Source organism: Acinetobacter sp. CIP 53.82 (assembly GCF_000369465.1).
Classification (GTDB): Bacteria; Pseudomonadota; Gammaproteobacteria; order Pseudomonadales; family Moraxellaceae; genus Acinetobacter; species Acinetobacter indicus.
Genome location: NZ_KB850046.1, coordinates 1,113,556 through 1,139,203 on the forward strand (window position 1 = coordinate 1,113,556; position 25,648 = coordinate 1,139,203).

A 25,648-nucleotide genomic window follows, 5' to 3' on the forward strand; every position below is an offset into this window, starting at 1 on the left:
CAGCTAGCGCAAATCTGGCATACTGCATTGCAAGAATAGAATCATCCAGGCGCATCCGGATTCTGCTTGGTTTCTCTTTCAACAGACAAAAAAAATCCAGAACCGGAGTTCTGGATTTTCATCAGAAGATAAATGCAACTGGATTAGATTTTACCGACCAGGTCGATTGACGGTGCAAGCGTTGCTTCACCTTCTTTCCATTTTGCCGGGCAAACTTCACCTGGGTGTGCATGGACATATTGCGCTGCTTTGACTTTACGTAGCAGTTCCTGGGCATCACGGCCAATACCGCCAGCGTTAATTTCAACAATCTGGATGGTACCTTCCGGATCAATCACGAAAGTACCACGGTCAGCCAGACCTTCAGCCTCAATTAACACTTCAAAGTTTTTTGCCAGAGTCCAGGTTGGATCGCCAATCAGCGGATACTGGATTTTACCAATCACGTCTGAAGTATCGTGCCAGGCTTTATGGGTGAAGTGGGTATCAGTGGATACGCCATAAATTTCAACGCCCATTTTCTGGAATTCAGCATAATGATCAGCCAGATCGCCTAATTCGGTTGGACAGACAAAGGTAAAGTCTGCAGGATAGAAAAATACCACCGACCATTTACCGATCATGTCCTGCTCAGACACTTCAATGAATTGACCATTCTGGTAAGCAGTAGCGTTAAAGGCTTTCACTTGGGTATTGATTAAACTCATTTTGTATTCCTCAGTGCGTTGTGGGGATTGCTTATCTTGTGAAGCTAGAATACAAAACTGAGGTAAATCGGTAAAACAGTACTTTTTTATAAAAATAATCGGAAATACAGATTTAAATATTCTATCTCCATTGAAGTTTTTATCGTTTTCCTCAATTGATCTATCCTACTTTTCACACAGCCAATAAAAAACCCTTTGCCAAAACAAAGGGTTTTATCAATTTCTGCTTTAGATGATCTAGAACGGTAAGTCATCATCCAAATCTGCCGGTGCAGGCGTTGCAGCAGGAGCTGGTTTCGGTTGCTGATAACCGCCCTGGTTGCCATAGCCACCACCAGCATTATTGTTGTTAAAACCACCTTGAGCTTGCGGCGCATAGCCACCCTGGTTGTTATTGCTATAACCACCGCCCTGGTTATTGTTAAAACGTGGCTGATTAAAACCGTTATCGCCCTGCTCACCTTGCTGACGACCCGAGTCCAGCATCTGCATTTGCTCGCCACGAATTTCTGTGGTGTAGCGTTCCTGACCATTCTGATCGGTCCACTGACGGGTACGCAGCGAACCTTCAATATAGACTTTTGAACCTTTGCGTAAGTATTGCTGCGCGATTTCACCTAAACGGTTATGCAGCACAATACGGTGCCATTCGGTTTGCTCTTTACGCTCACCGGTGGTTTTATCGGTCCACGCATCACTGGTGGCAATAGAAAATTGAGTAAGCGAGCCACCATTCGGGAAAGTTTTTGTTTCTGGATCTCGACCTAAAGTACCAACTAAGACGACATTGCTCATATTAGTTTTACTATAAGTTGCAGTATCCATATGTTTTTTTTAAAAAAATTGAATATTTTACAAATAATACTATAACAAAAAAAATTGCTTCTATCTATACTAAATTCAACCTATCTTTTTTATAAATTAAGGTGTTGATCATCTGTATAAGTTCATTCGAATTACTATTCTGCAATACTTATTTTATATACAGTTGAATTAGGATCAGATGTAAAGATATTATTGTTCTTGATTATTCAGACGCAGCTCTATTGAAATTTATAAGACTAGCCTGCTCCTATTGAGCTTCTAATAAATTCCTCAAAGCTTTTAACTCATAGCTTAAAAGGTGAATTTCTGATTCTTTTTGATCTATAAATCGATTAATCAGTTCAGAGCACTTAGGAAATTTTATAAGATACTTTTTATATATGCTTAACTCCTGAAATAAATCTGATATATTCTCATTTACACGTGTATATTCCATCGAAAGACAATTCTCAACCTCTAAAGATTTCAATTGGCTAATTAAATCGCAAATATCTTTTTTTGAATAATTAGATGAATATTTGTACGTACAATTACTAGCATCCATAAATATTAAGTTTTGACTTACTAACTCCCTAAAAATAATATAGATTTTTGAATAAAATCTTTTAGGCTCATATTCAGGAGAATATTTTATAAATTCTGCTCGAATGTTTTTAAACTCAGAGTTAAAGAATGTTTGATTTGATAAAAAGTCTAGAAAACTAAACTTAAGTTGATGATTTATATTCATATCTAAACACCATCTCCAAAACCTAAAATATCCCATTTTGGGATATTTAAAAGAATAGTACAACATGTCGAGCTATGAGCTCAATACATGATCCTCGCTATAAACAGCTAATTGATAAACTTATTCGAATACGTGAGTTAAAAGAAGTTACTCAGGTAGAGCTTGCCTCACGCTTAAAAAAGCCACAGTCATATGTAGCAAAAATAGAGAATTTGGATCGAAGAATCGATATTCTTGAATTAATGGATTGGCTAGAGTGCTTAAATTCTAATATTTATGAGTTCCTTAAATAAATTAGAGAACCTTTCTTAACTCTTGTCGAAAAACAAAAATCTTAATCAATTTATTAACTTATTCGCCATCATATCTAATTGATTTTTTATTTTCGACCAATCAGGCATAACTTGATTCAATAGTTGGTAGAAACGCTCACTATGATTATATTCAACCAAATGACAAAGTTCATGCAAAATAACATAATCAATGCAAATTGTAGGTGCTTTAACTAGATGAGGGTTGAGCGTAAGCACACCTGATGGAGAACAGTTTCCCCACTGTGTACGCATGGTCACTAAACGGATTTCAGGCTTGTCTCCAACCCATAAGGCTTGTTCTAGAATACGTTGCAAACGTATTTCAAATATGACTTTTGCTCGAGATCTATACCATTCCTTTAAATGAGATTGAATACTTTCAAGATTGGCATCTAAGGCATTCACTTCTAATTTACCCCTCAGAAGTTTTACACCTTGTGGCTTGGTATCATCATGAATCACTTTCAATTGATACTGTTTACCCAAATAAAAGTGGCTTTCACCACTTTTATATTGGCGAGGCGTGATAAATTTACTTTGTTCACGAAACCCTCTTAATTGCTTATAGATCCAACGACTACGCTGCTTGACCGCATCAATAATTGTTTTATCATCTGCATTTAACGGTGCCGATACAACTACCCGACAATCAGCATAGACTTTAATCAGTATCTTTTCAGTACGGCTAGGACTTTCAAGGGCACTGTTGCAAATAGAGATTTGAGTCGATGATGTTCCCTTTAAAAAGTACTTAGAGACCGAAAACCCTGTTGATTAGACACACTTCACCCTGAGGCTGACCATAATAAAATGACGATGCTTGTCCTTTACGTAGTGCACGCATGACTTCAATTCCTTTAATTGTGGCATAAGCCGTTTTCATAGACTTGAATCCCAACGTAGCCTTGATGATCCGTTTGAGCTTGCCATGATCACATTCAATCACGTTATTCTTGTATTTAATCTGTCGATGGTCCAGGTCTTCAGGACACTTTCCTTCCTGTTTTAGTCGCGACAAAGCACGGCCATAGGTATGAGCCTTATCAGTGTTTATGACTCGTGGAATCTGCCATTTTTTGACATGATTCAAAATCTTACCAAGAAAACAATAAGCTGAATGGGTATTTCGTCTAGCAGAAAGATAGAAATCAAGAGTATGGCCACGTTGGTCAACTGCACGGTATAGATATGCCCATTTGCCATTCACTTTTACGTAAGTTTCATCCATATGCCATAAATGTCGATCTGTAGGATTACGCCAATACCAACGTAAACGTTTTTCCATTTCTGGAGCATAACGCTGAACCCAGCGATAAATTGTGGTGTGATCAACATTCACTCCACGTTCAGCGAGCATTTCCTGAAGTTCATGATAGCTGATGCCATATTTACAATACCAACGAACAGCCCAAAGAATGATTTCACCTTGAAAGTGCCGACCGTGGAAGGGATTCATCTGCTGTATTTCGAAATAAATAAGATATTTAGCTTATCATGTCAGCCTATTTGCAACAGTGCCGAAAAATTCCAGTATGCCGCATAGCCGCAAAGGGCCGGAATTGACGTAAGCAAATGCGTACAAGATCGGATAAAAACCGTCCCCTTTTTATCCGCAGAAATTGGGGATATTTTCTTACCGGAGAAGGCTGACAACATTGAAGAAAGTTTTAATTTGATTAAGAAATAATCAATTTTATTGGCGGAATATATCAAAACAGTTTAAAAAAAAGCCGACTTGTTTCCAAGTCAGCTTTTCGACATCGTCGAGCATTATCACTATAACACAAGTATCTGATTTTTATATATTTAAAATATACGTTTCGTATAAGCTCTATTATGTTAAATGGGAGGGAGGAAGCAAAATAAGTTAACATTTTGCTTCCGACCGCATCGAGCTAGAGTTTTATTTAAATGAAGCTATTTAGTAATCATTAGATTAATTAAAATCTAAACCTAACACCAGCTCCATATAACCAACCTTTCTCAGAGTTTGATTCTATTTGCCACAACGTTTCATCATTACCTTTTGAATACTCATAGGCAATGTCGATATACGGCATGATCTTTTTACTGATTTCATAGCGAGTTTCAAGCCCTGCGGTTGCACTGCTTAAACCAGTTTTTTTCGCATATTTAGAGTCATCACTAAAGATCGCATCCAACTCTAAATAAGTTTGAATAATCAACTTTTGCGTAATCAGAAAATCACGTTCCGTTTCTAGGCTAAAGCCCGCATAACTGTCTTCTCCTGCATAGAGATAAGCATCAGTTTCAAAGAAATATGGTGCCATACCATGTAAGCCAATCACTGCATCAACATTTTCTTCGGTGTCTTTGCGATGATCATCGAGTTCAACTTTTTCACTGCGATAACGTGCACCAATCTGTGCATCCCAAAAGTCTGAAATCATACGGCTATATAAAAGTTTGGCATCATAATGTGCATCATGCGATTCTTCTTTATCGGCATGAACTTTAATAAAAACCTTATTTTCATCTGTGCCAATACGGGTTTCAAACTCTGACTTTAAACCGCCTGTGCCATCTTCATTGACAAACCACTTATTATCCACCGTCGTAATCGCATAAATTTGCGCACCGTGTTCTGAGCGATGATCATAATGCGAACTCTGCTGAGTATTCGCATCTGGTACATGATGTAAATGATTAACCGTAGATGTTGCCTGATGTTGTGCATGATTCATCTGACCATGGTTCATTTTCCCCATCATCTGCATGTGTTGTGCATGCTCTTGTGGAGAATGCTGTGAATGATCCATCTCAGACATCGCTTGATGATTCATTGATGGTACATTTTTTCCATCAGTCTGAGCAGTTGAATGATGCCCTTCGTGCGCCAAACTTAAGCTTGTTAAACTCAATACCGCAACAGAAAAAAACGCTTTAAATACAAAATTAGTGATGTGCATGTCCAGCTCCTTTTTGCTCAGTTACTTGGTGAGTTTGAGTCGAATTTGTACCTTGAATTGGCGTTGTAGACACTTGTTCATCGCTAACATTTGCCACGATCAACTTGTTCATCATTCCTGCACTCATGTGATACAACAAATGACAATGGATTGCCCATTCGCCCAACTCATCCGCAGTTAATAAAGCAGTCACTGTTTTACCCGGTGGTACAATCAATGTGTGTTTATTCGGCATATCTACCGACTCTTGACCATTCTCCAACTGCATAAACATGCCATGTAAATGCATGGGGTGCGCCATCATACTGTCATTAATAAATTTGATACGGATACGCTCGCCATACTTCACTTTTAATGGCTCAGCATCGCTGAATTTTTTACCGTTAATCGTCCAAATATAACGCTCCATAGTACCGCCCAAACGCACTACTAATTCACTGCTAGCTTCACGAGTATCTTTTTGCGGTTCTAAAGATTTTAAATCACTATATTGCAAGGCTTTATTGCCCGCAGGTGTAGATGCATTTGCCCAACCATAAACCACTTGATCATTTTTTTGTGGTTTTGCTGTGCCATGCTGTGAATGATCCATTTTCGAGTGATCCATGCCTTGCATATCGCCATGGTTCATTTTTGAATGATCCATTTTCGAGTGATCCATGCCTTGCATATTGTCGTGGTTCATTTTCGAATGATCCATTCCTGCATGATCACCGCCACCATGTCCCATATCTTCCATGGTCAAAAGTGAGCGTGGACGTGGTGCAGGCATATGAATGCCATGTGTCATAGGATTTAATTCATTGTGCAGTGTACCAATCGCATAGCCTGCACGGTCAATTGACTCAGCTTCAATTTGATAATGTCCGCCTTTTGGCTCCACAATCACATCATAAGTTTCAGCTGTGCCAATACGAAACTCATCCACAGCAACAGGTTTTACAGGCTGACCATCAGCACTGACCACAGTCATTTTCAAGTTAGGAATACGGACATCGTAGAAAGACATCGCAGATGCATTCACAAAACGTAGGCGAATTTTTTCATTCGGTTTAAACATTCCTGTCCAATTTTGTTCAGGTGTTTTGCCATTAATGAGGAAGGTATAACCTGTAACATCCGACATGTCGGTTTTTAGCATACGCATCTGATTCCACATTTTGCGGTCAGACCATGTCGCTTTTATGCCATCACGTTTAACCTGCTTCCAAACATCACCCAAGGTTTCACGCTGATCTTGATAATATTCAGCTGAAATTTTAAGATCTTTCTGAATTTGATCACTGGTTTTTTCATGAAAATCTGACAACATCACCACATAGTCACGTTCAGCTTTTTCATGTGCTGCCAATGGTGTTTTACCTTTTGGATAAATCACAAAAGAACCATATAAGCCGTCCTGTTCCTGTCCTTTAGAATGAGCGTGATACCAATAAGTCCCGCTTTGGCGAATCATGAATTTATAAACATACTCGCTTTGAGGCTTAATACCGTTAAAACCATTAAATCCCGGTACACCATCCATAATGCCCGGCAACAACAGTCCGTGCCAATGAATAGAAGAATCTTGGTTTTTTAAATTATTTTTCACGCGAATGATGGCTTCATCACCCTCTTCAAACTCAAGCAAAGGCGCAGGAAATTGACCATTTACGGTAATGCGCTTTACAGGCTTTCCAGTTGGGCTGACCACTGCTTCATCAATAACAAGCTGATATTCACGCACTTCGGCAAAAACCAAAGGCGACGATGCAAAACAAATACCTGCTAATAGGTACGAACTAATTTTATGAGACATAACTTAACCTTAATTTTTGAAAAATAAATAAATTTTAAAAAAATTGGTTAAGCTTTAGGGGGACGTAAAATTTCTTGCCAATACCCATTTAGATATTGGTTGGGGTAATAAAAATTAGGCTGATCTATAGAATAGAAGGTATCTAGGGGATCTAGCGAGCTTTGCAAAGAATGAAGACATGAGATCTGTGTCTGGCAGGATAAGCTAGAACATTCCTGACACTTTTTGTGATCTATATTCTGATTAAGAGCTAAATGATTATGGCAATCGGTATTCGTCTGTACTTCGTGATTAATACCATGTTGAGTGACTTGCTGTGCTTGATCTAAACAATGATCTTGGCTCATTTCAGTTTGCATATTGATATGCATTATCTTTACTGATGCAACAGACACACTACTCCATCCTATGGCAAAAACCATAAGAAAACAAAACCAAAGTTTTTTGGAGAGATGAGTCAACACGAATGCTATCTAGGAATAGAATTTAATCCAAAATATCTTAACGGAATTTCAAATATTTACAACTCAATATAATTTAGTAGTTTCTCTAAAATTAACATAATACACGTTATGCGAAATTATTTTAATTTTACTTTAAAATCAATTGGTTAATTATAAAATAAAAAACCCAATCATACTAGATTGGGCCTTTTATGTGAATAATTGTGTTCCACGTTTTTTTAGAATTATGCACCTAAATTCTTACGATACTGAATGAAGCCTGTATTGTCGGCCAACTGATCATTTAAGATTCTTACTGTATATTTGGTTTCACGAGTTAGCCAATAAACTTTTGAACAATTCTGTTTTCCCCTTCTGTATATACTGTATCAATCAGCACTTACCTAAACCTTTTTATCAGTTCTCGTGTTTAACGAAAAGTTGATAGCTACTGATTTTTATTCCATTGATTTTCTGCTAAGTAGCGCAGTTTTTTTGCTGTAGTTTTTGCAAATTTCAGTTCAAAATACTGTTGAAATTTAAACACATAAAATAATTAAGTGTTTTATATCATTGTTTGGCTTTGTTGCACAAAGCTGTTCTCAAGGACTCCTTCGGCAATATAATTTCCAAATTAAGAAGCCTACACACAAAATCTACCGCACAACCAATTGGCCCGCATATAACCGAGCTCTCATTAATCGTGGGAATATTGCCATTTGGTTCGATCCAAAAACACAATGGTATGCAGAACCTCAAGGCAAACAAGGTCGAAGTCAAACCTACTCCGACATAGCGATTCAATGCTGTTTGATGATCAAATCTCTATTTAGACTCACTTTACGCATGGTCACTGGCTTTGTTCAGAGCCTCATTAAACTTTGTAGATTAGATTGGACAGCGCCAGATTATTCGACTATTTGTAGAAGACAAAAGCATATTGATATTGCGATAAGCTATCAGAAAAGTCGTGATGGTCTCCACCTACTCGTCGACTCTACTGGCTTGAAGTTTTTAGGTGAAGGTGAATGGAAACGTAAGAAACATCAGCCTGAATATCGTCGCCAATGGCGTAAACTTCACATTGGTATAGATGCTGAAACGCTGCAAATACGGGCCGTTCAGCTCACGACAAACAATGTCAGTGATTCACAAGTACTCGAAGATTTACTTGATCAAATTCCACTTGATGAGCAGATTGATTCTGTCTATACAGATGGTGCTTATGACACGAAACACTGCAGAAAAGTCATTTCAGATCGACAGGCACATGCGGTGATTCCGCCAAGAAAAAATGCGAAGCCCTGGAAAGACAAAAAGCTGAGATCTTTAGAAAGAAATAAATTGTTGAAAACGGTTAAATGCCTAGGAAGAGCAATTTGGAAAAAGTGGTCTGGGTATCATCGCCGAAGCTTGGTAGAAACCAAGATGCATTGCATCAAATTATTGGGAGATAAACTCAGTGCACGGAGTTTTCAAAGCCAGGTGAATGAGATTCATGCACGTGTGGCAGTATTAAATAAATTTATGGAATTAGGCCGAGCTCATACCCAAGTTGTCACTTAAATTTAAACAACTTAGGAAAGCTCTATCTTTAAAATCTTTATGCAACAAAGCCTGTTGTAGTCGATTTATAAATAATTAATAATCATTATATTAAACTATATATTGTTATTATTTCTCACGAAAATCAGCATCAAAAACATAGGTGACTTTTATAAACTAAAATGCCTAAAATGAAGTGACCAAAACCACATTAAATGATCTAAATTGATCAAAATTTTACTCCACCAAAAACTATATACCAGTAATTAAATCATATACTTATAATTAAGGTCATTTAATGGAATAAATCTCGGTGACCTTGCCAAGGTTGGGGTATTTGCAACAGTGCCCTTTTTCTTATGCACGTGGCATGTTCCCTCAGGTTTGATTTAAACCTTCTGCAGTAGAAGTTGAACCTCAACAGCTTGGGCTGCAAATAATTTTTAGCTCAAGTTTGATTGCTCTAAGTAATCTATAACCACCTTCTGGTGAGATAGATATTCAGAACACAATCCGACGAATGGAGTTGTTTTTTTCCACTGCTGTTTTACCATCTTGATTATGTTACACAATCAAGATGAACAAGTAAAATGGATGAATTTCAGCATGGTGGTGCCCGTGAAGGTGCTGGTCGCAAACCAGTTCATGAAGGCCCAACCAAAGTGATCCGGGTTCCCGAAGCCCGTGTACTGGAGATCAGGCAGTATCTGGATCAGATAAAAAAACCAGCCCGCAATGATGTTGCTTCGATTACTCCGGTTGAAGCCAGAACACATTATGAGATTCCGGTTGCCTTGCAAAAGGTGGCTGCAGGTTTCCCTTCCCCAGCCCAAGACTATATCGACAAGACCCTGGATCTGAACGAGTTCCTGATCCAGAACCAGCAGGCTACCTTTATCGTTGAGGTGGAATCGCTTTCCATGCGCGATGCCGGGATTGATCTGAAGGACAAGCTGATCGTGGACCGCAGTATTGAGCCCAAGCATGGTGATATTGTTCTGGCCCTGATCGACAATGATTTCACCATCAAACGACTGATGATTGAAGGCGACAAACGCTGGTTACAGGCGGAAAACCCGGATTATGCGGATATCCATTTGAAAGACGGTCAGACCCTGCTGATCTGGGGTGTAGTCACCAGTGTCATCAAGAAGTTCAGATGAACAGCCCCGAGCGGATTTATGCCCTGATCGACATCAACAACTGTTATGTCAGTTGTGAACGGGTGTTTAATCCCAGCCTGAATCACCGTCCAGTGATTGTGCTGAGCAATAATGATGGTTGTGCAGTGGCCCGCAGTAATGAGGCCAAAGCCCTGGGCATCAAGATGGGTGTTCCGTTGTTTCAGGTTCAGGACATTGTCCGGCAGCATCAAGTGGTGGTGCTGTCGAGCAACTATGCCCTGTATGCGGAAATGTCCAATCGCTTCCATTCGATTTTGGCCGGTTATGTGGCTCCGCATGAACAGGAAATCTATTCGATTGATGAATGTTTTCTGGATTTAACCAGTTATGCACAGCATTTTGACTTGACCCGCTATGCCAGAGAGATGAAACAGCGGATCTGGGCCTGGATCGGGTTGCCGGTATCCATCGGGATTGGTCGCAGCAAGACCGAAGCCAAGCTAGCCAATCACCTTGCCAAGAAATGGCCTGGCTTTGCAGGCGTATGCAATGTGCTGGAGCTGGATTATCTGGATCAGGAAACGCTGTATGCTGGAATTGAGGTGGGTGAAGTCTGGGGTGTGGGACGTAAGCTGGTCAAAAAGCTGAACCAGATGGGCATCCATTCGGTACTGGATCTGGCCATGCAGGATGCGCATCGCATGGGAAGTTTGTTTTCAGTGCTGATGCAGCGCACGGTGCTGGAATTACAGGGCATCTCCTGTTTGCAACTGGAGGATGCTCCTGCACCCAAGCAGCAGATTGTGGCTAGCCGCTCCTTTGGAGAACGGATTACTGAGCTGGATGATCTGAAAGAAGCCATGGGTAAGTATGTGCAAGATGCAGTCATGCGCTTGCGTGCGGATGCCTCGCTGTGTGGCTGTATCATTGCTTTTGTGCAATCCAATCCCTTTGATCAAAACACAGCGTATTACAGCAAATCGTTGGCCTTTGAATTCCCGGAACCCACGGACTGTGTACTTGATCTGATTCATGCTGCGATGCAGTTACTGCAAGGCATCTATAAGCCAGAGGTAAAGTATAAAAAATGTGGGGTGATTCTGACCGGTCTGGTCAGCAAGACCCGCTATGTGCCTGATCTGCTTACAGACCATCGCCAGCGTGAAAGCAACGAACAGCTGATGCAGGCTTTAGAAGCCGTGCAAGCCAGATATGGCAAGACTAAACTGGCAGTGGGATCGTGTTATTTACCACAGCGGAAATGGTCGATGAACCGGACACATCTGACCCAGAACTATTTCAGCTGGCAGGGATTATTGAAAATTACCCATTAAGCCAACACCCCTTTTTAGGTTAAACAGGTGACAATTAACAACCGGACATCTATCCAGCCCCCCTATTGCGGACGGATCGCTGCTGGGAAGATACTCATATCGCTATGGTAAAACATTGAGCTCATCATATTGCAAGCAACTCAGGAGGCTTAAATCGCATGGCTAAAACAACAAAGGACGAAATCCCTGTAGAAGAATCAGCTCAAGCCAGTGAAGTTTCTGACAAAGTAAGGGAAGCTAGAGCGTTATTGGGCAAGCAAATGTCCGCAAACCTGATTGCGATCGCAGAACTGACCCATACCCCGATTCCACACATGCAGGTAGATGAACACGGGGTTTTTCACGAGATTTAAAACACTGATAGGTAGACCGGCATGGATTGCAGTAACGGACGGTATTCTCCTGTTCAATCGGTCGAGTGCTCAGATCCGGTTTGATCGTTATCGTTAAGTCCATATTTTTGTACCTAACACATGGTTTTATACAGTTAAGTACAGGAATACGTACTGAACAGACAAAGCGTTTTTATGGTCCTTAGGCTTTTTTTCTATTCCTTAAAGGTGTCATTGAGCGCCTGCTGAACCGCCTCAATCCTTGATTTGCAGGCTTTGTAGGCGGTCATGGATTCTTCAACGATCGCCATCAGGTTATCAATATCCGGTTCTTCCTGCGATTCCAGTAGTTCGGCATTCTTCTTCAGAATCTCGTAGCCCTGTTTGAAACTGAGTTCTTCATTGTTCATGTGTATTTACCTGTGTCACGGTGGCATCAATCATGCCATCCTGGAGTTCGATCTGGAGTTGCTGGCCAGTGATTTGTTGCACTGAGCGGATGGCTTTGCCCTGACTGCGGACAATCGCATAGCCTTTAGCCATCACGTTTCGTGGGTTCTGTAGCAAGGTTTCCCGCATCAGGGATTCGGTCTGCTGTACAGCCTGCCGCAGCTGTTGCTGGGCAAAATACTGGGTATCGCTTTTCAGCAGATCAACGCTACGCTGCGCATCATTGAGCTGGCTTTGTGCCAGGGTTTGGATGGTTTTCAGATACTGGTCATTCTGGCTTTGATAGGCGGTCAGCTGATGCTGGGACAGCAGTTTGATGGTTTGCAGCGCAGTACTGGCTTCATTGACCCGTTCGACAATCAGGTTACGGATCCCGGCGATGACTTTACTTGGGGTATCAAAGGAGCGATGCGCGATTTCATCCAGAATGGTGCGGTCTTTCTCGTGGCCAATGCCCACCCAGATCGGCACTGTTCTTTTACACAACAGTGCAGCCAGATCATAGTCGTTCAGGTACGCCAGATCATTCACTGCTCCACCCCCACGGATGATCACAATTAGGTCGGGAGCGGTCTGGTAATCTTGAGCCCACTGCCTGAGTGCACTGGCCAGAGCCTGCATGATGCTGGTTGGGGCAGTATTGCCCTGGAAGGTGGCTGAATGATAAACGAAGTGGCAGACACCCGCCTGAGCCAGGGCATCGGCATCTTTTTTAAAGTCTCCCAGCCCGGCGGCATTTTCCGGGGCGATGACCAGTACGTTCTGCAAATCAAAAGGTGCCGGTAGCTGTTTGTTGTTATTGAGCAGGCCTTCCTGGGTCAGGCGCTGCAGGATCTGCTGATAGCGTTTGGCAATGTCACCTAAGGTGAAGCTGGAGTCGATATCTTCAATATTGACGGAGAAACCATATTGCGGATCAAATTTGGCTTTGACCTTGATCAGGACATTCAAGTCTCTGGACAGTTCAATGCCGCTTTCCCGTTCAAACCTTAACACGATTTTTTGTGCGGTGAATTTCCACAGGGTGCCTTTACAGCTGGCAATCACTTTATGGCTGTCTTCATCTTTCTCTGCCAGTTCCAGATAGTAATGCCGGCACTGTTGCAAATAGAGATTTGAGTCGATGATGTTCCCTTTAAAAAGTACTTAGAGACCGAAAACCCTGTTGATTAGACACACTTCACCCTGAGGCTGACCATAATAAAATGACGATGCTTGTCCTTTACGTAGTGCACGCATGACTTCAATACCTTTAATTGTGGCATAAGCCGTCTTCATAGATTTGAATCCTAATGTGGCCCTGATGATCCGCTTTAGCTTGCCATGATCACATTCAATCACGTTATTTTTATACTTAATCTGCCTGTGCTCAAGGTCTGGTGGACATTTACCTTCCCGTTTTAACCGTGATAAAGCACGTCCATATGTGGGTGCTTTATCCGTGTTGATCACTTGTGGAATTTGCCACTTCTTCACATTATTTAAAATTTTTCCAAGAAAACAATATGCTGATTTGGTATTACGTCTAGAAGAAAGATAAAAATCAATGGTATCGCCACGTTGATCGACTGCACGATACAGATAAGACCATCGTCCATTCACTTTTACATAGGTTTCATCAATATGCCACGAGCTCAGATCTGTAGGATTACGCCAATACCAGCGTAAACGTTTTTCTATTTCAGGAGCATAACGTTGAACCCAACGGTAAATAGTCGTGTGATCAACATTCACACCCCGTTCGGCCAGCATTTCCTGCAGTTCACGATAGCTAATGCCATATTTACAATACCAGCGCACAGCCCAAAGAATGATTTCGCCCTGAAAATGCCGACCATGGAAAGGATTCATATGCTGCACCTTTAGCTAAAACAGTCTTCAGCTTACCATTCGTGGTTATTTGCAACAGTGCCCTTCAGCTTACCATTCGTGGTTATTTGCAACAGTGCCGTAATTCCACCCAGGAAGAATGCCAAGCCCTGGAAAGATTCTAAAATCAGTTCAATAGAACGAAATGAGTTACTTCAAACGGTTAAGCATTTAGGCAGAACCCTATGGAAAAAATGGTCGGGCTATCACCGTCGCAGTTTGGTGGAAACCAAGATGCATTGCATCAAATTATTAGGAGATAAGCTGACGGCAAGACATTTTCAAAGTCAGGTCAATGAAGTTCATGCGCGTGTGGCAGTTCTGAATAGATTTACGGAATTAGGTAGACCTCACACCCAAGTTGTCACTTAAATTTGAATGGATTGGGGAAAACTCAGCTTTTGAATGTTTATGCAACAAAGCCGGTTTTAGTTATAAACTTATTCATTCAGGAATTATATTGCTGAATGAATAAGTCTAATTGATTTATTTATGCAACCCAACTATTCATTTGATTCATTTGATTCATTATTTTTAACTTGTTTTTGTTTAGAATTTTCAACTTTAGAAGCTTTTAAATTCTTTTCAAGAAATAACAAGCCGCCATCTGCATAACTAAAACTTGCGATACTAAAGAATGCACTAATTAACAGTAATTTAGTACAAAATTTATTTTTGAATAGCATGTTTATTTACTCTCATTTAATACTTGTTAGATATTCTAACTTTAAAGAATTAACACCCAGAGGACTCATAAATTACATTCTTGTAATTTTAAAATGTCTCAGGATGGTGTTTAAAGTGCGTGTGATAAATAGAAGTGTAATACAGGAAAATGGTAAGGTTTATCAGCCTAGTCATCTGTCCATTATGTAGAAAGAGCAGCACTTTAATGTTTATGCTGTTCCAATGTATTACATTCCTTACTTTCTATTTGTAACGTAATTTCAGTAATATTATGATTATGTTTTAGAACTTCTAAGGCCTTTTGATAGAGTTGATCTGTATTGCTATTCGGAGCAACCAAATGAGCAGTTAAATGAATATTTTTTGAGGATATAGCCCAGACTTTCAACTGATGAATCCCTTCAACGCCCTCTAGCTTCAATAAATCATTTCTTAACGACTCAATATCAATCTCATCAGGAACTCCTTCAAGCAGAATATTAATACTTTGTTTTAATAAAATCCAAGTTCGAGGTAAGACCCAGAAGCCAATTAACACAGCGATTACGGTATCAACCCACATCCACTGGGTAAAATAAATAACTATTCCTCCGATAATCACGCCTATCGATCCTAGAGCATCACTAAGAACTTCTAAATATGCACCTTTTATATTTAGACTTCCTTCAGCACTAGCAGAAAGGATTTTCATTGAAATCAAATTTACGACCAAACCAATGACCGCGACAATCATCATTTCAACACTTTGAATTTCAGCAGGGTTCGTAAAACGTTGATAAGCTTCATATACAATATATATTGCTACCACAAAAAGCATCACCGCATTAAACAGAGCCGCTAAAATTTCAAATCGCTGATAGCCAAAAGTTCTTTTATCATCTGCGGCTTTTTTACCAATTTTGATAGCGGCAAGAGCAATAGCTAAAGCGGCTACATCAGTAAACATATGAGCTGCATCAGATAACAAAGCCAAACTTTGGGTAATAAAAGCAGCGACAACTTCTACTATTAAAAAAGTAGTCGTTAAACCTAAGGCAACCATTAACTTCTTACTATTTTCTTCAGTAACAACCGCATGGCTATGATCATGATGTTCTGACATAAAATATTTTCCTTATTCTATTTATGATGAGCAGAGATATTGGATAACAGCCAATATCTCTGCTGTAAATCGACTAATCTATTGGATTAAGAAACTTTCTTTTCATTCATCCAGCGGTACAGTACGGGCAATAAAACCAATGTAAGCAGGGTAGAGGAGATAATTCCTCCAATAACCACTGTTGCTAAAGGTCTCTGTACTTCTGCCCCAGTTCCGGTTGCCAAAGCCATCGGGACAAACCCAAGGGACGCCACACAAGCGGTCATCAGCACAGGTCTAAGACGCAAAATTGCACCCTGCCACGTTGCATAATAAAGGTCATATTGTTGTCGCAACTCTTTGATAAAGGTGAGCATGACTAAGCCATTCAGTACAGCCACCCCCGATAGTGCAATGAAGCCAACCCCTGCTGACATGGATAATGGAATGTCACGCAACCACAACGCGATTAAGCCTCCACATAAGGCAAACGGTACACCACTAAAGACCAGTAAGCTTTCTTTGATATTATGGAATACAGCCATCAATAAAATAAAGATCGTCAACAATGCGAGCGGAACCACCAATTGCATACGCGCTTTTGCAGACATCAGATTTTGAAATTGACCGCCATAATCTATCCAATAACCGCTTGGTAATTCCTGTTTGGATAACGTGCTCTGAAGCTCTGTTACGAATGAGCCTAAATCACGTCCTTCTACATTTGCAGTAATAACCACTCGACGTTTACCATTTTCACGGCTGACCTGATTAATACCCAGGATATTTTCAACGCGTGCCACATCTTGCAGTTGGACTAAACCACCATTCGGCAATTGAATAGGAAGTACCGCTAACTGTTCAGGACTACGCTGGGATTCATCTAGACGGATGACAAAATCAAAACGCTTGTCTCCCTGTAAAATTGTTCCAACATTCTGGCCACCGACACTTGTAGCTACCAGATCCTGAATTGCTCTTACCGACAAGCCATATTGTGCAGCTCTGGACTTATCCACCTCTACATTCAACAAGGGTAAGCCACTGGTCTGTTCTACATTAACGGCTGTCGCGCCTGAAATTGAGTTAATTTTTTGAGAAATTTTATTCGCTTCGCGATTTAGAATCTCCATGTCATCACCAAATAATTTGACACCCACATCACTTCGCACCCCTGAAATTAACTCGTTAAAGCGCAGTTCAATGGGTTGCGAGAACTCACTGTTATTTCCCGGCAATGTCGCTAAGAAAGTAATCATTCTTTGGCGAAGCTCATCAATCGTTTGTTTTGGATCAGGCCATTCATCATGAGGTTTTAACAGTACCACGCCATCTGAAATGTTGGGTGGCATAACATCTGTGGCCACTTCTGCTGTACCGGTACGAGCAAAGATCGCTTTAATTTCAGGAAATTCTTTCAACAGTAACTTTTCAGTATTTTCCTGCATTCTCAGTGACTGTTCTAACCCTGTACTTGGGGAACGCATTTGCTGAACAGCAAAATCACCTTCACCCAGTTGAGGTGCAAACTCGCTACCTGTTTGAGTGGCTAGCACGCCCGTAAGCACTAAAATACAGGCAGCCACAATAGTCACAAATAAACGAAGCTCATAGGCTTTATCTAAAAGCAGTTCATATTTGGTTTTAAGCCAATGCATCCAGCGACTTTCGGTTTCCTTGACTTCTCCAGTGACAAATAGGGCAACTGCGGCTGGCACAAAAGTGACAGATAAAATCATGGCCCCAATTAAAGCCAGTACAACAGTCATTGCCATAGGATGGAAAAGTTTGGCTTCTACACCCGTCAGGGTAAAGATAGGTAGATAAACCACCAAAATAATTAACTGTCCAAAAATCAGAGGACGACGCGCCTGTTTTGCAGCCAAGAAGACTTCTTTAAATCTTTCAGAACGGCTAAGTAAACCACCTTTCAGCTTCTGAGCTTCTGCTAGCCGACGGATACAGTTTTCTACAATAACCACTGCACCATCAATAATAATACCGAAGTCCAGTGCCCCTAAACTCATCAGATTTGCACTAATCTTCTGCTCTGCCATTCCCGTCAAGGTAAACAGCATTGACAGTGGAATAACGCAAGCCGTGATCAGCGCAGCACGGAAATTACCTAGAAAGAGAAATAAAATAACAATGACGAGGATTGCACCCTCAATCAAATTTTTCTGAACGGTTTTGATCGCCCGATCAACCAAATGCGTACGGTCATACACAGTCTCAATCACCACACCTTTAGGTAGCGATTGCTGGATCGATTGCACCTTTTCATCAATGGCTTGAGCAACGGTACGGCTATTTTCTCCCATCATCATCATGGCAATACCCAATACAGTTTCTTCACCATTATAGGTTGCAGCCCCTGTTCTTAAGTCATGACCAATTGAGACATTGGCGACATCTGCCACCCGAATCGGATAGCCGTTTTTATTGGCAATACTGATGTTCTGGATATCTTCAATCGTGTTTAAAGTGCCGGGAACACGAACCGTTAGCTGTTGTCCATTTTTCTCAATATAGCCAGCACCACGGTTTTCATTATTCTCTGTTAAGGCAGTTTGTAAATCAGACAAAGGAATTTGCAATTGTTGCAATCGGTTCAGATCAGGGGCAACCACATAGGTTTTATTAAAGCCACCGATACTGTTGATCTCAGCAACGCCTTTTACGCGCTGTAATTGCGGTCTTACAATCCAATCCTGAATTTCACGTAAATCCATCGCCGAATAAGGGGTTCCATCCGGCTTTTTAGCATTTGGTTCGGCTTTAATCACCCATTGATAGATTTCACCTAAACCTGTCGAAATAGGCGACATGTTAGGTTGCACATCTTCAGGCATTTCTCCCATTGCTTCTTGCAAGCGCTGGTTGATAAGCTGTCTGGCCCAGTAAATATCCGTGCCATCTTCAAAAATGATGGTCACTTGCGATAAGCCGTAGCGTGAAATCGAACGGGTTTGTTCCATTTTCGGCATGCCTGACATGGCATTCTCAATGGGATAGGTAATCCGCTGTTCCATTTCCAAAGCCGTAAAGCCATTGGCTGAAGTGTTAATCTGCACCTGAGTATTGGTAATATCCGGTACAGCATCAATCGGTAACTTTTGATAACTATAAATACCAATAGCAATCCAGGCTGCAATAAACAGCATAATCCAAATGGCGTTATGGATAGAAAACTGGATCAGCCGATCAAACAGCCCTTCAGGTTTTACCGATTCGTGGTCTGGAATGTGAGGGCTTTTAGTGCTCATGTGAAGCCTCTCCTTTTTCCATCTCAGATTTCAGTAAGAAACTGCCTTGAGCTGCATATTTTTGTCCCTGATTAAGCCCATTTACCACTTCAATCCACTGGCTATCCCCAGACGATTGCCCTAATTTCACCGGTTGCGGACTGAATTCAACTTTCTGTCCATGCTGAATGGCGACAAAAACCACATCTTTTCCATCGACATTCTGAACTGCGGACTTAAGTACCCGTAATGCGGTACTTTCACTGCGTTGTTGCAACTGTACGTTTACCATCAAGTTTGGACGTAATTCGGTTGCATTCGATTCAACTTTTGCTCGCACCTGAAGACGGCCTGTTTGAATATCCGCTTCAGTATTTAAAGTCTGAATAACAGCCTGATAGACCTTTTCCGTTTGCAAGGATTTAAATTCGATCTTTTGATTCGGGGCTAAGCCCATAATTTCAGAATTTGGAACAATAAACTCAAGCCAGAGTTGATCTAACCGGTCTATCGTAAAGAGTTGATCGGCTAACTGAACATTTTCCCCGAGAACCAAATCCTTTTTACTGATCACGCCAGAAATGGGAGCTTTCAAAATATAGCGTCCGTTACTGGCATTCACTGCACCAAATGCACTTAAACGTGATTGGGCCGCTTGAACCTGAATTTGTGCCCGTTTATAGCTGTTATAAGCACGTTGATAGTCCTGTTTTGCTGAAATGCCCTGTGACCAAAGCTGACGCTCACGATCATAGTCTTGTTTCGCCAGTTCAAGGTTGGTTTGTTCAATTTTAAGATTGGCCTGCTGATCAACTAGATCAGGAACAAGCAACGCAGCCAAAGGCTGTCCTTTCTGAACTTTTTGACCGAGTTCTACATAGACATTTTCTACATGACCACTAAAACTCGGTGAGACGTGCGCTTGCTGGTCAGTATTCACATTCAGTTTGGCAGGATAAGAACTTAATTTAACCACCGGGCCTTGATCGACCGCTGATAATTGTATGCCCTGTTCCACCAGTTGCTTGGCAGTCAGGCTCACACCTTCTGCATGCTCTTCGGTTTCACCACCATGTTCTTCTCCCCCTTCTTCCTCGGCATGTTCATCTGATGTTTCAGATTTATTCTTACCCGTTAAGATCAAGAAAATACTGAGGAGTACGGTAGCGCCGATGACCAAACTAATCAGTAGGGGTTGAGAGATTTTTCCGCTCTGTTTTTTTAAGCTGTTTTTAAGATCGAACATGTTAATTTCCCCCACCAATGACAGGCATGGCCTGTATGTCTTGCCATAAGTTTTGATTGATTTGTGCAATAGCATCTTTCGACATGACTTCACTTGGGCTAATGCCTAAGCTCAAACTTTCTGCTTCGATGGCCTTTTGCCAGCCCTCCCGTAACAACTGGACTTTACGTAGACGGATGTCTTGTAATTGAAGCGTGGCTTGCTGAACATCGGTTAAAGCAAACTTTCCTGCCAGAAAACCTTGTAAAGTTTTACTTTGAACTTGAGTCGCCAAAGGAATTTGAGTCTCGTCAACGACTTTGAATTGAAGCTCTAAACCCTGCAACTCGGTTAAGATCGTGCCTATTTGCAGCGCATTTTGCTTTAGATAAAAGTCTTTCTGACGCTCTAATAAGTTCATTTTTTCTTGCGCGATTTTTATGCCATTTTGCTGACGATCGAAAATATTGAGCGGTACACTGACTCCAACCACCAGTTGATTTTGTGTTGAGTTATCCAAGGATTGGGTGCGGTTAACGCCCAGGTTTAAAGTAGGATTAGGACGTGACTTTGCTTTCAGCTGATCAACCGTTGCTTGAGACTCTAACACCTGTAAAATCCGATATTTCTCAATGTAGTTATCCGCTAAATATTCTTGAACCTGCCCATGAGTCGATTTTGGCCAAAGCTTTTGCGAAGAGAGGTTTACCTTCAATGACTTATCAGAGGTTCCCCATAAATTTGATAATTGTTGGGTTGCCACTTGTACCTGTAAGTCGGCCTGTCTAAAAAGACGGATATTTTCAGCATGACTTAAACGTGCGCGATTCACATCTACTTGCGCGATACTGCCTGCATTAAAGCGCTTTTCGATTGCTTGAAGGTTTTCTTCGCTCACCCGAAGTTGTTCATTGACAATGTTTTTTTCAAGTTCGGCAATGGCCAGTTGCGACCATACATATTTCACTGCAAGCTCAATTTGTGCTTGATAAATCTTCTGTTTCAGCGCTGTTTTATCTATTGAGAGACTGGCTAATTTTTGGTTTGCTCTTCGCTCACCAAAAATATCCAAAGGTTGTGATATACCGATGGCAAGCTCTTTTTCATTATTTGAACCAAAGCCCGTTTGTTCAACTGACAATTCAGGATTTTTAAACAGCTTACTTTGCTGAAGATTCGTGGCATTAATACTATTTTGCGTTTCCCAGAAATTTCGGGACGCTTGATATTGGTTAACCTGCTCAATAGCTTGCTGCAGCGTTAAATCTTGAGTACTGGCGACTACGGAAGTACTGAAGCTGATCATTGCAGATAGCAAGATACCGCTACCTAAGGCTGACCAGGATAAATTCAGGATGGAGGTATCCTGATGTAATTTGTTTTTTGACATGAAAATGCCCCACGCATAATGAAATTAGGAGTGGTGGGCTTTTATAAGACTACCCCACCAATAGTAGGGGCAAATCGGGAGGCGGGGTTAATTGATTCAGATAAGGGGGTTTATAAAAAGTTATTCCCAAATAAGTTGGGGTAATGCCGGTCTCAAAATTAGCTTTAAGCTTCAGATCATCGGGTGGGTCAATCTGAATCACGATTGTATTTGAGAAATGACTGCACTTTTCGTTAAAACAAACCTTCTGACAATAGTCATAGATTTCTTTATAGTTTTCTAGGGAATAAAGTGCTTGACGAGGACTATCACTCTTTTCGTCTAAATCGATTGGATTAGAGAGTATTGAATTGGGTATGTTTGGCATTTCATGCAGACAAGCAGCCTCTGCCACACTCCAAATATTCTGGAATGTGAATAAGAGTACCAATATCTGGATTAGAAATGTTTTTCTCTTCATACACAAATCTGTATTTAAAACACCAATCGGAAGCTAACCAAAGCTATCTAAGATCTGATCACAAAATTTAAGTCACCTTAATCTTTTTGCAGCCTTAAGTAAAGATATACAGAGTTTTTGAAAAAAGCATAGGTCTAGATAATCAAGCTAGATTTTTTAGAACTCCACATTGGTCAATTGTACATAAACCATCACAAGTATCTCTTAAATCAGATAATTGTTCAATAAGCTTTTGTTGCTTGATTATATTTTCTCTGATAGCACTGACATGTAAGTCAATTAATTCATTCACATCTGAACAATTTTTCTTGGGATTATCTTTATAGGTGAGTAATTGACGAATTTCATTCAAACTCATATTTAAAGTTCGGCAATTCAAAATAAACTTAATTCGCTCAACATAGCCTATATCGTAAAGGCGGTAATTTCCTTCCGTTCTTTCGGGTTCCGGAATTAAACCTTCCTTTTCATAAAACCTAATTGTTAATACTGAACATGAGGTTTTTTTAGAGAGTTCACCAATTTTTAAATGCATTGAGTTAGTATTTCCAAAGATTCTTGACTCTATAGTAACTATAGGGATTCTAATATTCAAAGTTTATAATTTTTTTAATGGGTATAATTATGAGTGGTTGTGGATGTAGTAAAGAAACACCATGCGAAGATAAGAAATCTCAACAAGAAAATCATCCATCAATTGCAGAAGCAAACAATTCAAAGAATTGTGATAATACGCTTAGCTGTTGTGGTGAAGAGGAAGAAAAAAAATCTTCATCTCCTTGCTGTAACACTTCAAACAGTTGTGAAGATACCGCTCAATCCTGTTGTGGTTCTGATCCCAAAGAAAATTTAAGCACTGAAGACGTTTTAAAAGATTCGCACTACATGAGTGAATACTTAGTTCCCAAAATGGATTGTTCTGCGGAAGAACAGATGGTTCGTATGGCGCTATCTTCAATTGATGGTGTTCAAAAACTTATCTTTGATTTACCTAACCGTTCTTTAAAGGTTCTACATAATCAAAAAGATGAAAATATAACCACCAAACTTGAAGCTTTGGGTTTTGGTGCAAAGCTTGTGAAGACTGAAACTTATATAAGCAATCAACAGGCTAAGCAAACAAGTACCTACACCATTCCTAAAATGGATTGCTCTGCTGAAGAGCAAATGGTCCGTATGGCTCTTGCAGATATTGAAGCAGTTAAAGGTCTTACTTTTGATCTTCCCAATCGAAAACTGAAAGTCTTCCATAATGAAGGGATTCAGCAAATTACGGCTAAACTCGAAGGACTGGGTTTTGGGGCAAAACTTGATGAAATACAGCTTTCTTCAGGCGATATACCTAATGAACCTGATCCTGTGAGACAAGCTAAAGTACTTAAACTGTTATTAGGTATTAATGCTCTACTTTTCTTTATAGAATTCATCAGCGGTATTATTGCTGCGTCTACAGGATTGATTGCTGATTCTCTAGATATGTTTGCCGATGCAGCCGTTTATGGTATTGCGCTATATGCCGTCGGAAAAGCTGCGAAATATCAAATAAAAGCAGCCCATTTCGCAGGTTGGATTCAGTTATTACTTGCTGTTATCGTGATTGTTGATGTCATTAGACGATTCATGTTTGGAAGCGAGCCAGAATCAACGCTCATGATTGTTATTGGCCTGCTCGCACTTATAGCTAACGTGACATGCTTATATCTTATTTCTGGTCATCGAGAAGATGGCGCACATATGAAAGCCAGTTGGATTTTCTCGGCGAATGACGTTGTCGTAAATATGGGCGTTATATTTGCCGGTGTACTCGTGGCGTGGACGGGATCAGCTTATCCAGACTTAATCATTGGCATACTGGTTTCTTTATTCGTACTTAATGGTGCCCGAAAAATTTTGGCTTTGAAGTAAGGGCACTGTTGCAAATAACCACGAATGGTAAGCTGAAGACTGTTTTAGCTAAAGGTGCAGCATATGAATCCTTTCCATGGTCGGCATTTTCAGGGTGAAATCATTCTTTGGGCTGTGCGCTGGTATTGTAAATATGGCATTAGCTATCGTGAACTGCAGGAAATGCTGGCCGAACGGGGTGTGAATGTTGATCACACGACTATTTACCGTTGGGTTCAACGTTATGCTCCTGAAATAGAAAAACGTTTACGCTGGTATTGGCGTAATCCTACAGATCTGAGCTCGTGGCATATTGATGAAACCTATGTAAAAGTGAATGGACGATGGTCTTATCTGTATCGTGCAGTCGATCAACGTGGCGATACCATTGATTTTTATCTTTCTTCTAGACGTAATACCAAATCAGCATATTGTTTTCTTGGAAAAATTTTAAATAATGTGAAGAAGTGGCAAATTCCACAAGTGATCAACACGGATAAAGCACCCACATATGGACGTGCTTTATCACGGTTAAAACGGGAAGGTAAATGTCCACCAGACCTTGAGCACAGGCAGATTAAGTATAAAAATAACGTGATTGAATGTGATCATGGCAAGCTAAAGCGGATCATCAGGGCCACATTAGGATTCAAATCTATGAAGACGGCTTATGCCACAATTAAAGGTATTGAAGTCATGCGTGCACTACGTAAAGGACAAGCATCGTCATTTTATTATGGTCAGCCTCAGGGTGAAGTGTGTCTAATCAACAGGGTTTTCGGTCTCTAAGTACTTTTTAAAGGGAACATCATCGACTCAAATCTCTATTTGCAACAGTGCCAAACTAATGCCCTTGAACAGAATATTTTAAATTCTGAAAATTCTTGTATTGAGGTATTACAGCAAGTTGCAGCAATTAAAGGTGCGATAAATGGCTTAATGAATGAGTTAATAGAACTTCATCTTAGAGAACATGTACTCGGTGATACTGAGGAAATAAAGGAAAAAGAACTGAATGAATTTTTAGCTTTAGTTAAACGCTACTTATAACTTTAAAGCACAGTCTTTTAAATAAAAAAACTGTGTGCGCACCTATTAATGACAGTGGTAATCACCAGTTTTACTGTTGGTATGACAACCCTGTGAGTTCGTTCCCCCAGAATGAGCATTCGCATAGGTAAATGACATGCCTATAAAGCATATTAATAAAATTCTTTTCATCTTAATCCCTCTCAAATAATTAGAATATCAACTGTATGATATTTAATAAAAGCC

General features: G+C 40.5%; 25 protein-coding genes and 2 pseudogenes. 9 read left to right on the top strand and 18 right to left on the bottom strand.

Annotation, left to right across the window (positions count from 1 at the left end):
- Nucleotides 1-143 precede the first annotated feature (143 nt).
- From ahpC to F905_RS10875, 3 genes are all read right to left on the bottom strand, one after another.
- Nucleotides 144-707 carry an alkyl hydroperoxide reductase subunit C gene (gene ahpC, locus F905_RS10865; RefSeq protein ID WP_005180661.1) on the bottom strand — a complete coding sequence of 188 codons (564 nt, stop codon included), beginning with the start codon at nucleotides 705-707 and terminating at the stop codon, nucleotides 144-146.
- Nucleotides 708-944: 237 nt separating this feature from the next.
- The gene (gene ssb / locus F905_RS10870; protein ID WP_034598022.1) at nucleotides 945-1,502 is read right to left on the bottom strand and encodes a single-stranded DNA-binding protein; all 558 of its coding nucleotides are present in this window, start codon (nucleotides 1,500-1,502) and stop codon (nucleotides 945-947) included.
- A 277-nt stretch (nucleotides 1,503-1,779) separates the two neighbouring features.
- Complete coding sequence (locus F905_RS10875; protein WP_005180666.1) at nucleotides 1,780-2,262, bottom strand: hypothetical protein; 483 nt, start codon at nucleotides 2,260-2,262, stop codon at nucleotides 1,780-1,782.
- Nucleotides 2,263-2,336: 74 nt separating this feature from the next.
- Here F905_RS10875 and F905_RS10880 point away from each other — a divergent pair, with 74 nt between their 5' ends.
- The gene (locus F905_RS10880) at nucleotides 2,337-2,555 is read left to right on the top strand and encodes a helix-turn-helix domain-containing protein (RefSeq protein ID WP_005180668.1); all 219 of its coding nucleotides are present in this window, start codon (nucleotides 2,337-2,339) and stop codon (nucleotides 2,553-2,555) included.
- 45 nt (nucleotides 2,556-2,600) lie between these two features.
- On the opposite strand, the gene F905_RS10885 is transcribed toward F905_RS10880, so the two are convergent.
- The 4 genes from F905_RS10885 to F905_RS10900 all read right to left on the bottom strand — a co-directional run bounded on the left by F905_RS10885 (nucleotide 2,601) and on the right by F905_RS10900 (nucleotide 7,304).
- A complete protein-coding gene (locus F905_RS10885; RefSeq protein ID WP_051065023.1) occupies nucleotides 2,601-3,296 on the bottom strand; it encodes a M48 family metallopeptidase in 696 nt (231 codons plus the stop codon).
- Between the two features lie 31 nt (nucleotides 3,297-3,327).
- Nucleotides 3,328-4,032, bottom strand: coding sequence for an IS6 family transposase (locus F905_RS10890; RefSeq protein WP_005180673.1), 705 nt, complete (start codon nucleotides 4,030-4,032; stop codon nucleotides 3,328-3,330).
- 484 nt (nucleotides 4,033-4,516) lie between these two features.
- Nucleotides 4,517-5,506 carry a copper resistance protein B gene (locus F905_RS10895; RefSeq protein WP_005180675.1) on the bottom strand — a complete coding sequence of 330 codons (990 nt, stop codon included), beginning with the start codon at nucleotides 5,504-5,506 and terminating at the stop codon, nucleotides 4,517-4,519.
- A complete protein-coding gene (locus tag F905_RS10900) occupies nucleotides 5,493-7,304 on the bottom strand; it encodes a copper resistance system multicopper oxidase (protein ID WP_005180679.1) in 1,812 nt (603 codons plus the stop codon). Before F905_RS10900 ends, F905_RS10895 begins: the two co-directional genes overlap by 14 nt.
- A 1,076-nt stretch (nucleotides 7,305-8,380) precedes the next feature.
- Between F905_RS10900 and F905_RS10905 the strand changes: the two genes are divergently transcribed.
- The 4 genes from F905_RS10905 to F905_RS10920 all read left to right on the top strand — a co-directional run bounded on the left by F905_RS10905 (nucleotide 8,381) and on the right by F905_RS10920 (nucleotide 12,103).
- On the top strand, nucleotides 8,381-9,313 hold the full coding sequence (locus F905_RS10905) for an IS5 family transposase (protein WP_034598250.1): 933 nt from the start codon (nucleotides 8,381-8,383) through the stop codon (nucleotides 9,311-9,313).
- A 569-nt stretch (nucleotides 9,314-9,882) separates the two neighbouring features.
- Entirely contained in the window at nucleotides 9,883-10,455 is a 573-nt protein-coding gene (locus F905_RS10910; protein WP_005180682.1) for a LexA family protein, read from the top strand.
- Complete coding sequence (locus F905_RS10915; protein ID WP_005180684.1) at nucleotides 10,452-11,750, top strand: Y-family DNA polymerase; 1,299 nt, start codon at nucleotides 10,452-10,454, stop codon at nucleotides 11,748-11,750. Before F905_RS10910 ends, F905_RS10915 begins: the two co-directional genes overlap by 4 nt.
- 158 nt (nucleotides 11,751-11,908) lie before the next feature.
- Nucleotides 11,909-12,103, top strand: coding sequence for a hypothetical protein (locus tag F905_RS10920; RefSeq protein WP_005180689.1), 195 nt, complete (start codon nucleotides 11,909-11,911; stop codon nucleotides 12,101-12,103).
- A 194-nt stretch (nucleotides 12,104-12,297) separates the two neighbouring features.
- Here F905_RS10920 and xseB read toward each other — a convergent pair whose 3' ends face one another.
- From xseB to F905_RS10935, 3 genes and pseudogenes are all read right to left on the bottom strand, one after another.
- The gene (gene xseB, locus F905_RS10925) at nucleotides 12,298-12,492 is read right to left on the bottom strand and encodes an exodeoxyribonuclease VII small subunit (RefSeq protein WP_005180690.1); all 195 of its coding nucleotides are present in this window, start codon (nucleotides 12,490-12,492) and stop codon (nucleotides 12,298-12,300) included.
- Nucleotides 12,482-13,639: pseudogene (xseA, locus tag F905_RS10930) on the bottom strand (exodeoxyribonuclease VII large subunit); the annotation flags it as partial. The pseudogene xseA and the gene xseB, both read right to left, overlap by 11 nt.
- A 39-nt stretch (nucleotides 13,640-13,678) precedes the next feature.
- Nucleotides 13,679-14,383 carry an IS6-like element IS1006 family transposase gene (locus tag F905_RS10935; RefSeq protein WP_001067784.1) on the bottom strand — a complete coding sequence of 235 codons (705 nt, stop codon included), beginning with the start codon at nucleotides 14,381-14,383 and terminating at the stop codon, nucleotides 13,679-13,681.
- Nucleotides 14,384-14,479: 96 nt separating this feature from the next.
- On the opposite strand from F905_RS10935, the pseudogene F905_RS15220 reads away from it, so the two are divergent.
- Nucleotides 14,480-14,773 (top strand): annotated as a pseudogene (locus F905_RS15220) (IS5/IS1182 family transposase); the annotation flags it as partial.
- A 131-nt stretch (nucleotides 14,774-14,904) separates the two neighbouring features.
- Here F905_RS15220 and F905_RS10940 read toward each other — a convergent pair.
- The 7 genes from F905_RS10940 to cadR all read right to left on the bottom strand — a co-directional run bounded on the left by F905_RS10940 (nucleotide 14,905) and on the right by cadR (nucleotide 23,024).
- Entirely contained in the window at nucleotides 14,905-15,087 is a 183-nt protein-coding gene (locus F905_RS10940; RefSeq protein ID WP_004281850.1) for a hypothetical protein, read from the bottom strand.
- A 203-nt stretch (nucleotides 15,088-15,290) separates the two neighbouring features.
- A complete protein-coding gene (locus F905_RS10945; RefSeq protein WP_004733183.1) occupies nucleotides 15,291-16,190 on the bottom strand; it encodes a cation diffusion facilitator family transporter in 900 nt (299 codons plus the stop codon).
- 86 nt (nucleotides 16,191-16,276) lie between these two features.
- A complete protein-coding gene (locus F905_RS10950) occupies nucleotides 16,277-19,435 on the bottom strand; it encodes an efflux RND transporter permease subunit (protein ID WP_005180693.1) in 3,159 nt (1,052 codons plus the stop codon).
- Nucleotides 19,425-20,660, bottom strand: coding sequence for an efflux RND transporter periplasmic adaptor subunit (locus F905_RS10955; protein WP_005180694.1), 1,236 nt, complete (start codon nucleotides 20,658-20,660; stop codon nucleotides 19,425-19,427). Before F905_RS10955 ends, F905_RS10950 begins: the two co-directional genes overlap by 11 nt.
- Nucleotide 20,661: 1 nt before the next feature.
- Complete coding sequence (locus F905_RS10960) at nucleotides 20,662-22,029, bottom strand: TolC family protein (protein WP_005180697.1); 1,368 nt, start codon at nucleotides 22,027-22,029, stop codon at nucleotides 20,662-20,664.
- Between the two features lie 49 nt (nucleotides 22,030-22,078).
- Nucleotides 22,079-22,489, bottom strand: a complete 411-nt coding sequence (locus tag F905_RS10965; RefSeq protein ID WP_005180699.1) for a hypothetical protein — start codon at nucleotides 22,487-22,489, stop codon at nucleotides 22,079-22,081.
- A 142-nt stretch (nucleotides 22,490-22,631) separates the two neighbouring features.
- A complete protein-coding gene (cadR, locus tag F905_RS10970) occupies nucleotides 22,632-23,024 on the bottom strand; it encodes a Cd(II)/Pb(II)-responsive transcriptional regulator (protein ID WP_005180702.1) in 393 nt (130 codons plus the stop codon).
- A gap of 89 nt (nucleotides 23,025-23,113) precedes the next feature.
- Here cadR and F905_RS10975 point away from each other — a divergent pair, with 89 nt between their 5' ends.
- The 3 genes from F905_RS10975 to F905_RS10985 all read left to right on the top strand — a co-directional run bounded on the left by F905_RS10975 (nucleotide 23,114) and on the right by F905_RS10985 (nucleotide 25,423).
- Entirely contained in the window at nucleotides 23,114-24,394 is a 1,281-nt protein-coding gene (locus F905_RS10975; protein ID WP_005093338.1) for a cation efflux transmembrane domain-containing protein, read from the top strand.
- Between the two features lie 63 nt (nucleotides 24,395-24,457).
- Complete coding sequence (locus F905_RS10980) at nucleotides 24,458-25,162, top strand: IS6-like element IS1006 family transposase (protein WP_001067784.1); 705 nt, start codon at nucleotides 24,458-24,460, stop codon at nucleotides 25,160-25,162.
- A 39-nt stretch (nucleotides 25,163-25,201) separates the two neighbouring features.
- Complete coding sequence (locus F905_RS10985; RefSeq protein WP_171526757.1) at nucleotides 25,202-25,423, top strand: metal-sensing transcriptional repressor; 222 nt, start codon at nucleotides 25,202-25,204, stop codon at nucleotides 25,421-25,423.
- Nucleotides 25,424-25,468: 45 nt separating this feature from the next.
- Here the strand turns inward: F905_RS10985 and F905_RS15780 are convergent, their stop codons facing one another.
- Nucleotides 25,469-25,594, bottom strand: coding sequence for a YHYH domain-containing protein (locus F905_RS15780; protein WP_094148905.1), 126 nt, complete (start codon nucleotides 25,592-25,594; stop codon nucleotides 25,469-25,471).
- Between the last annotated feature and the right edge of the window lie 54 nt (nucleotides 25,595-25,648).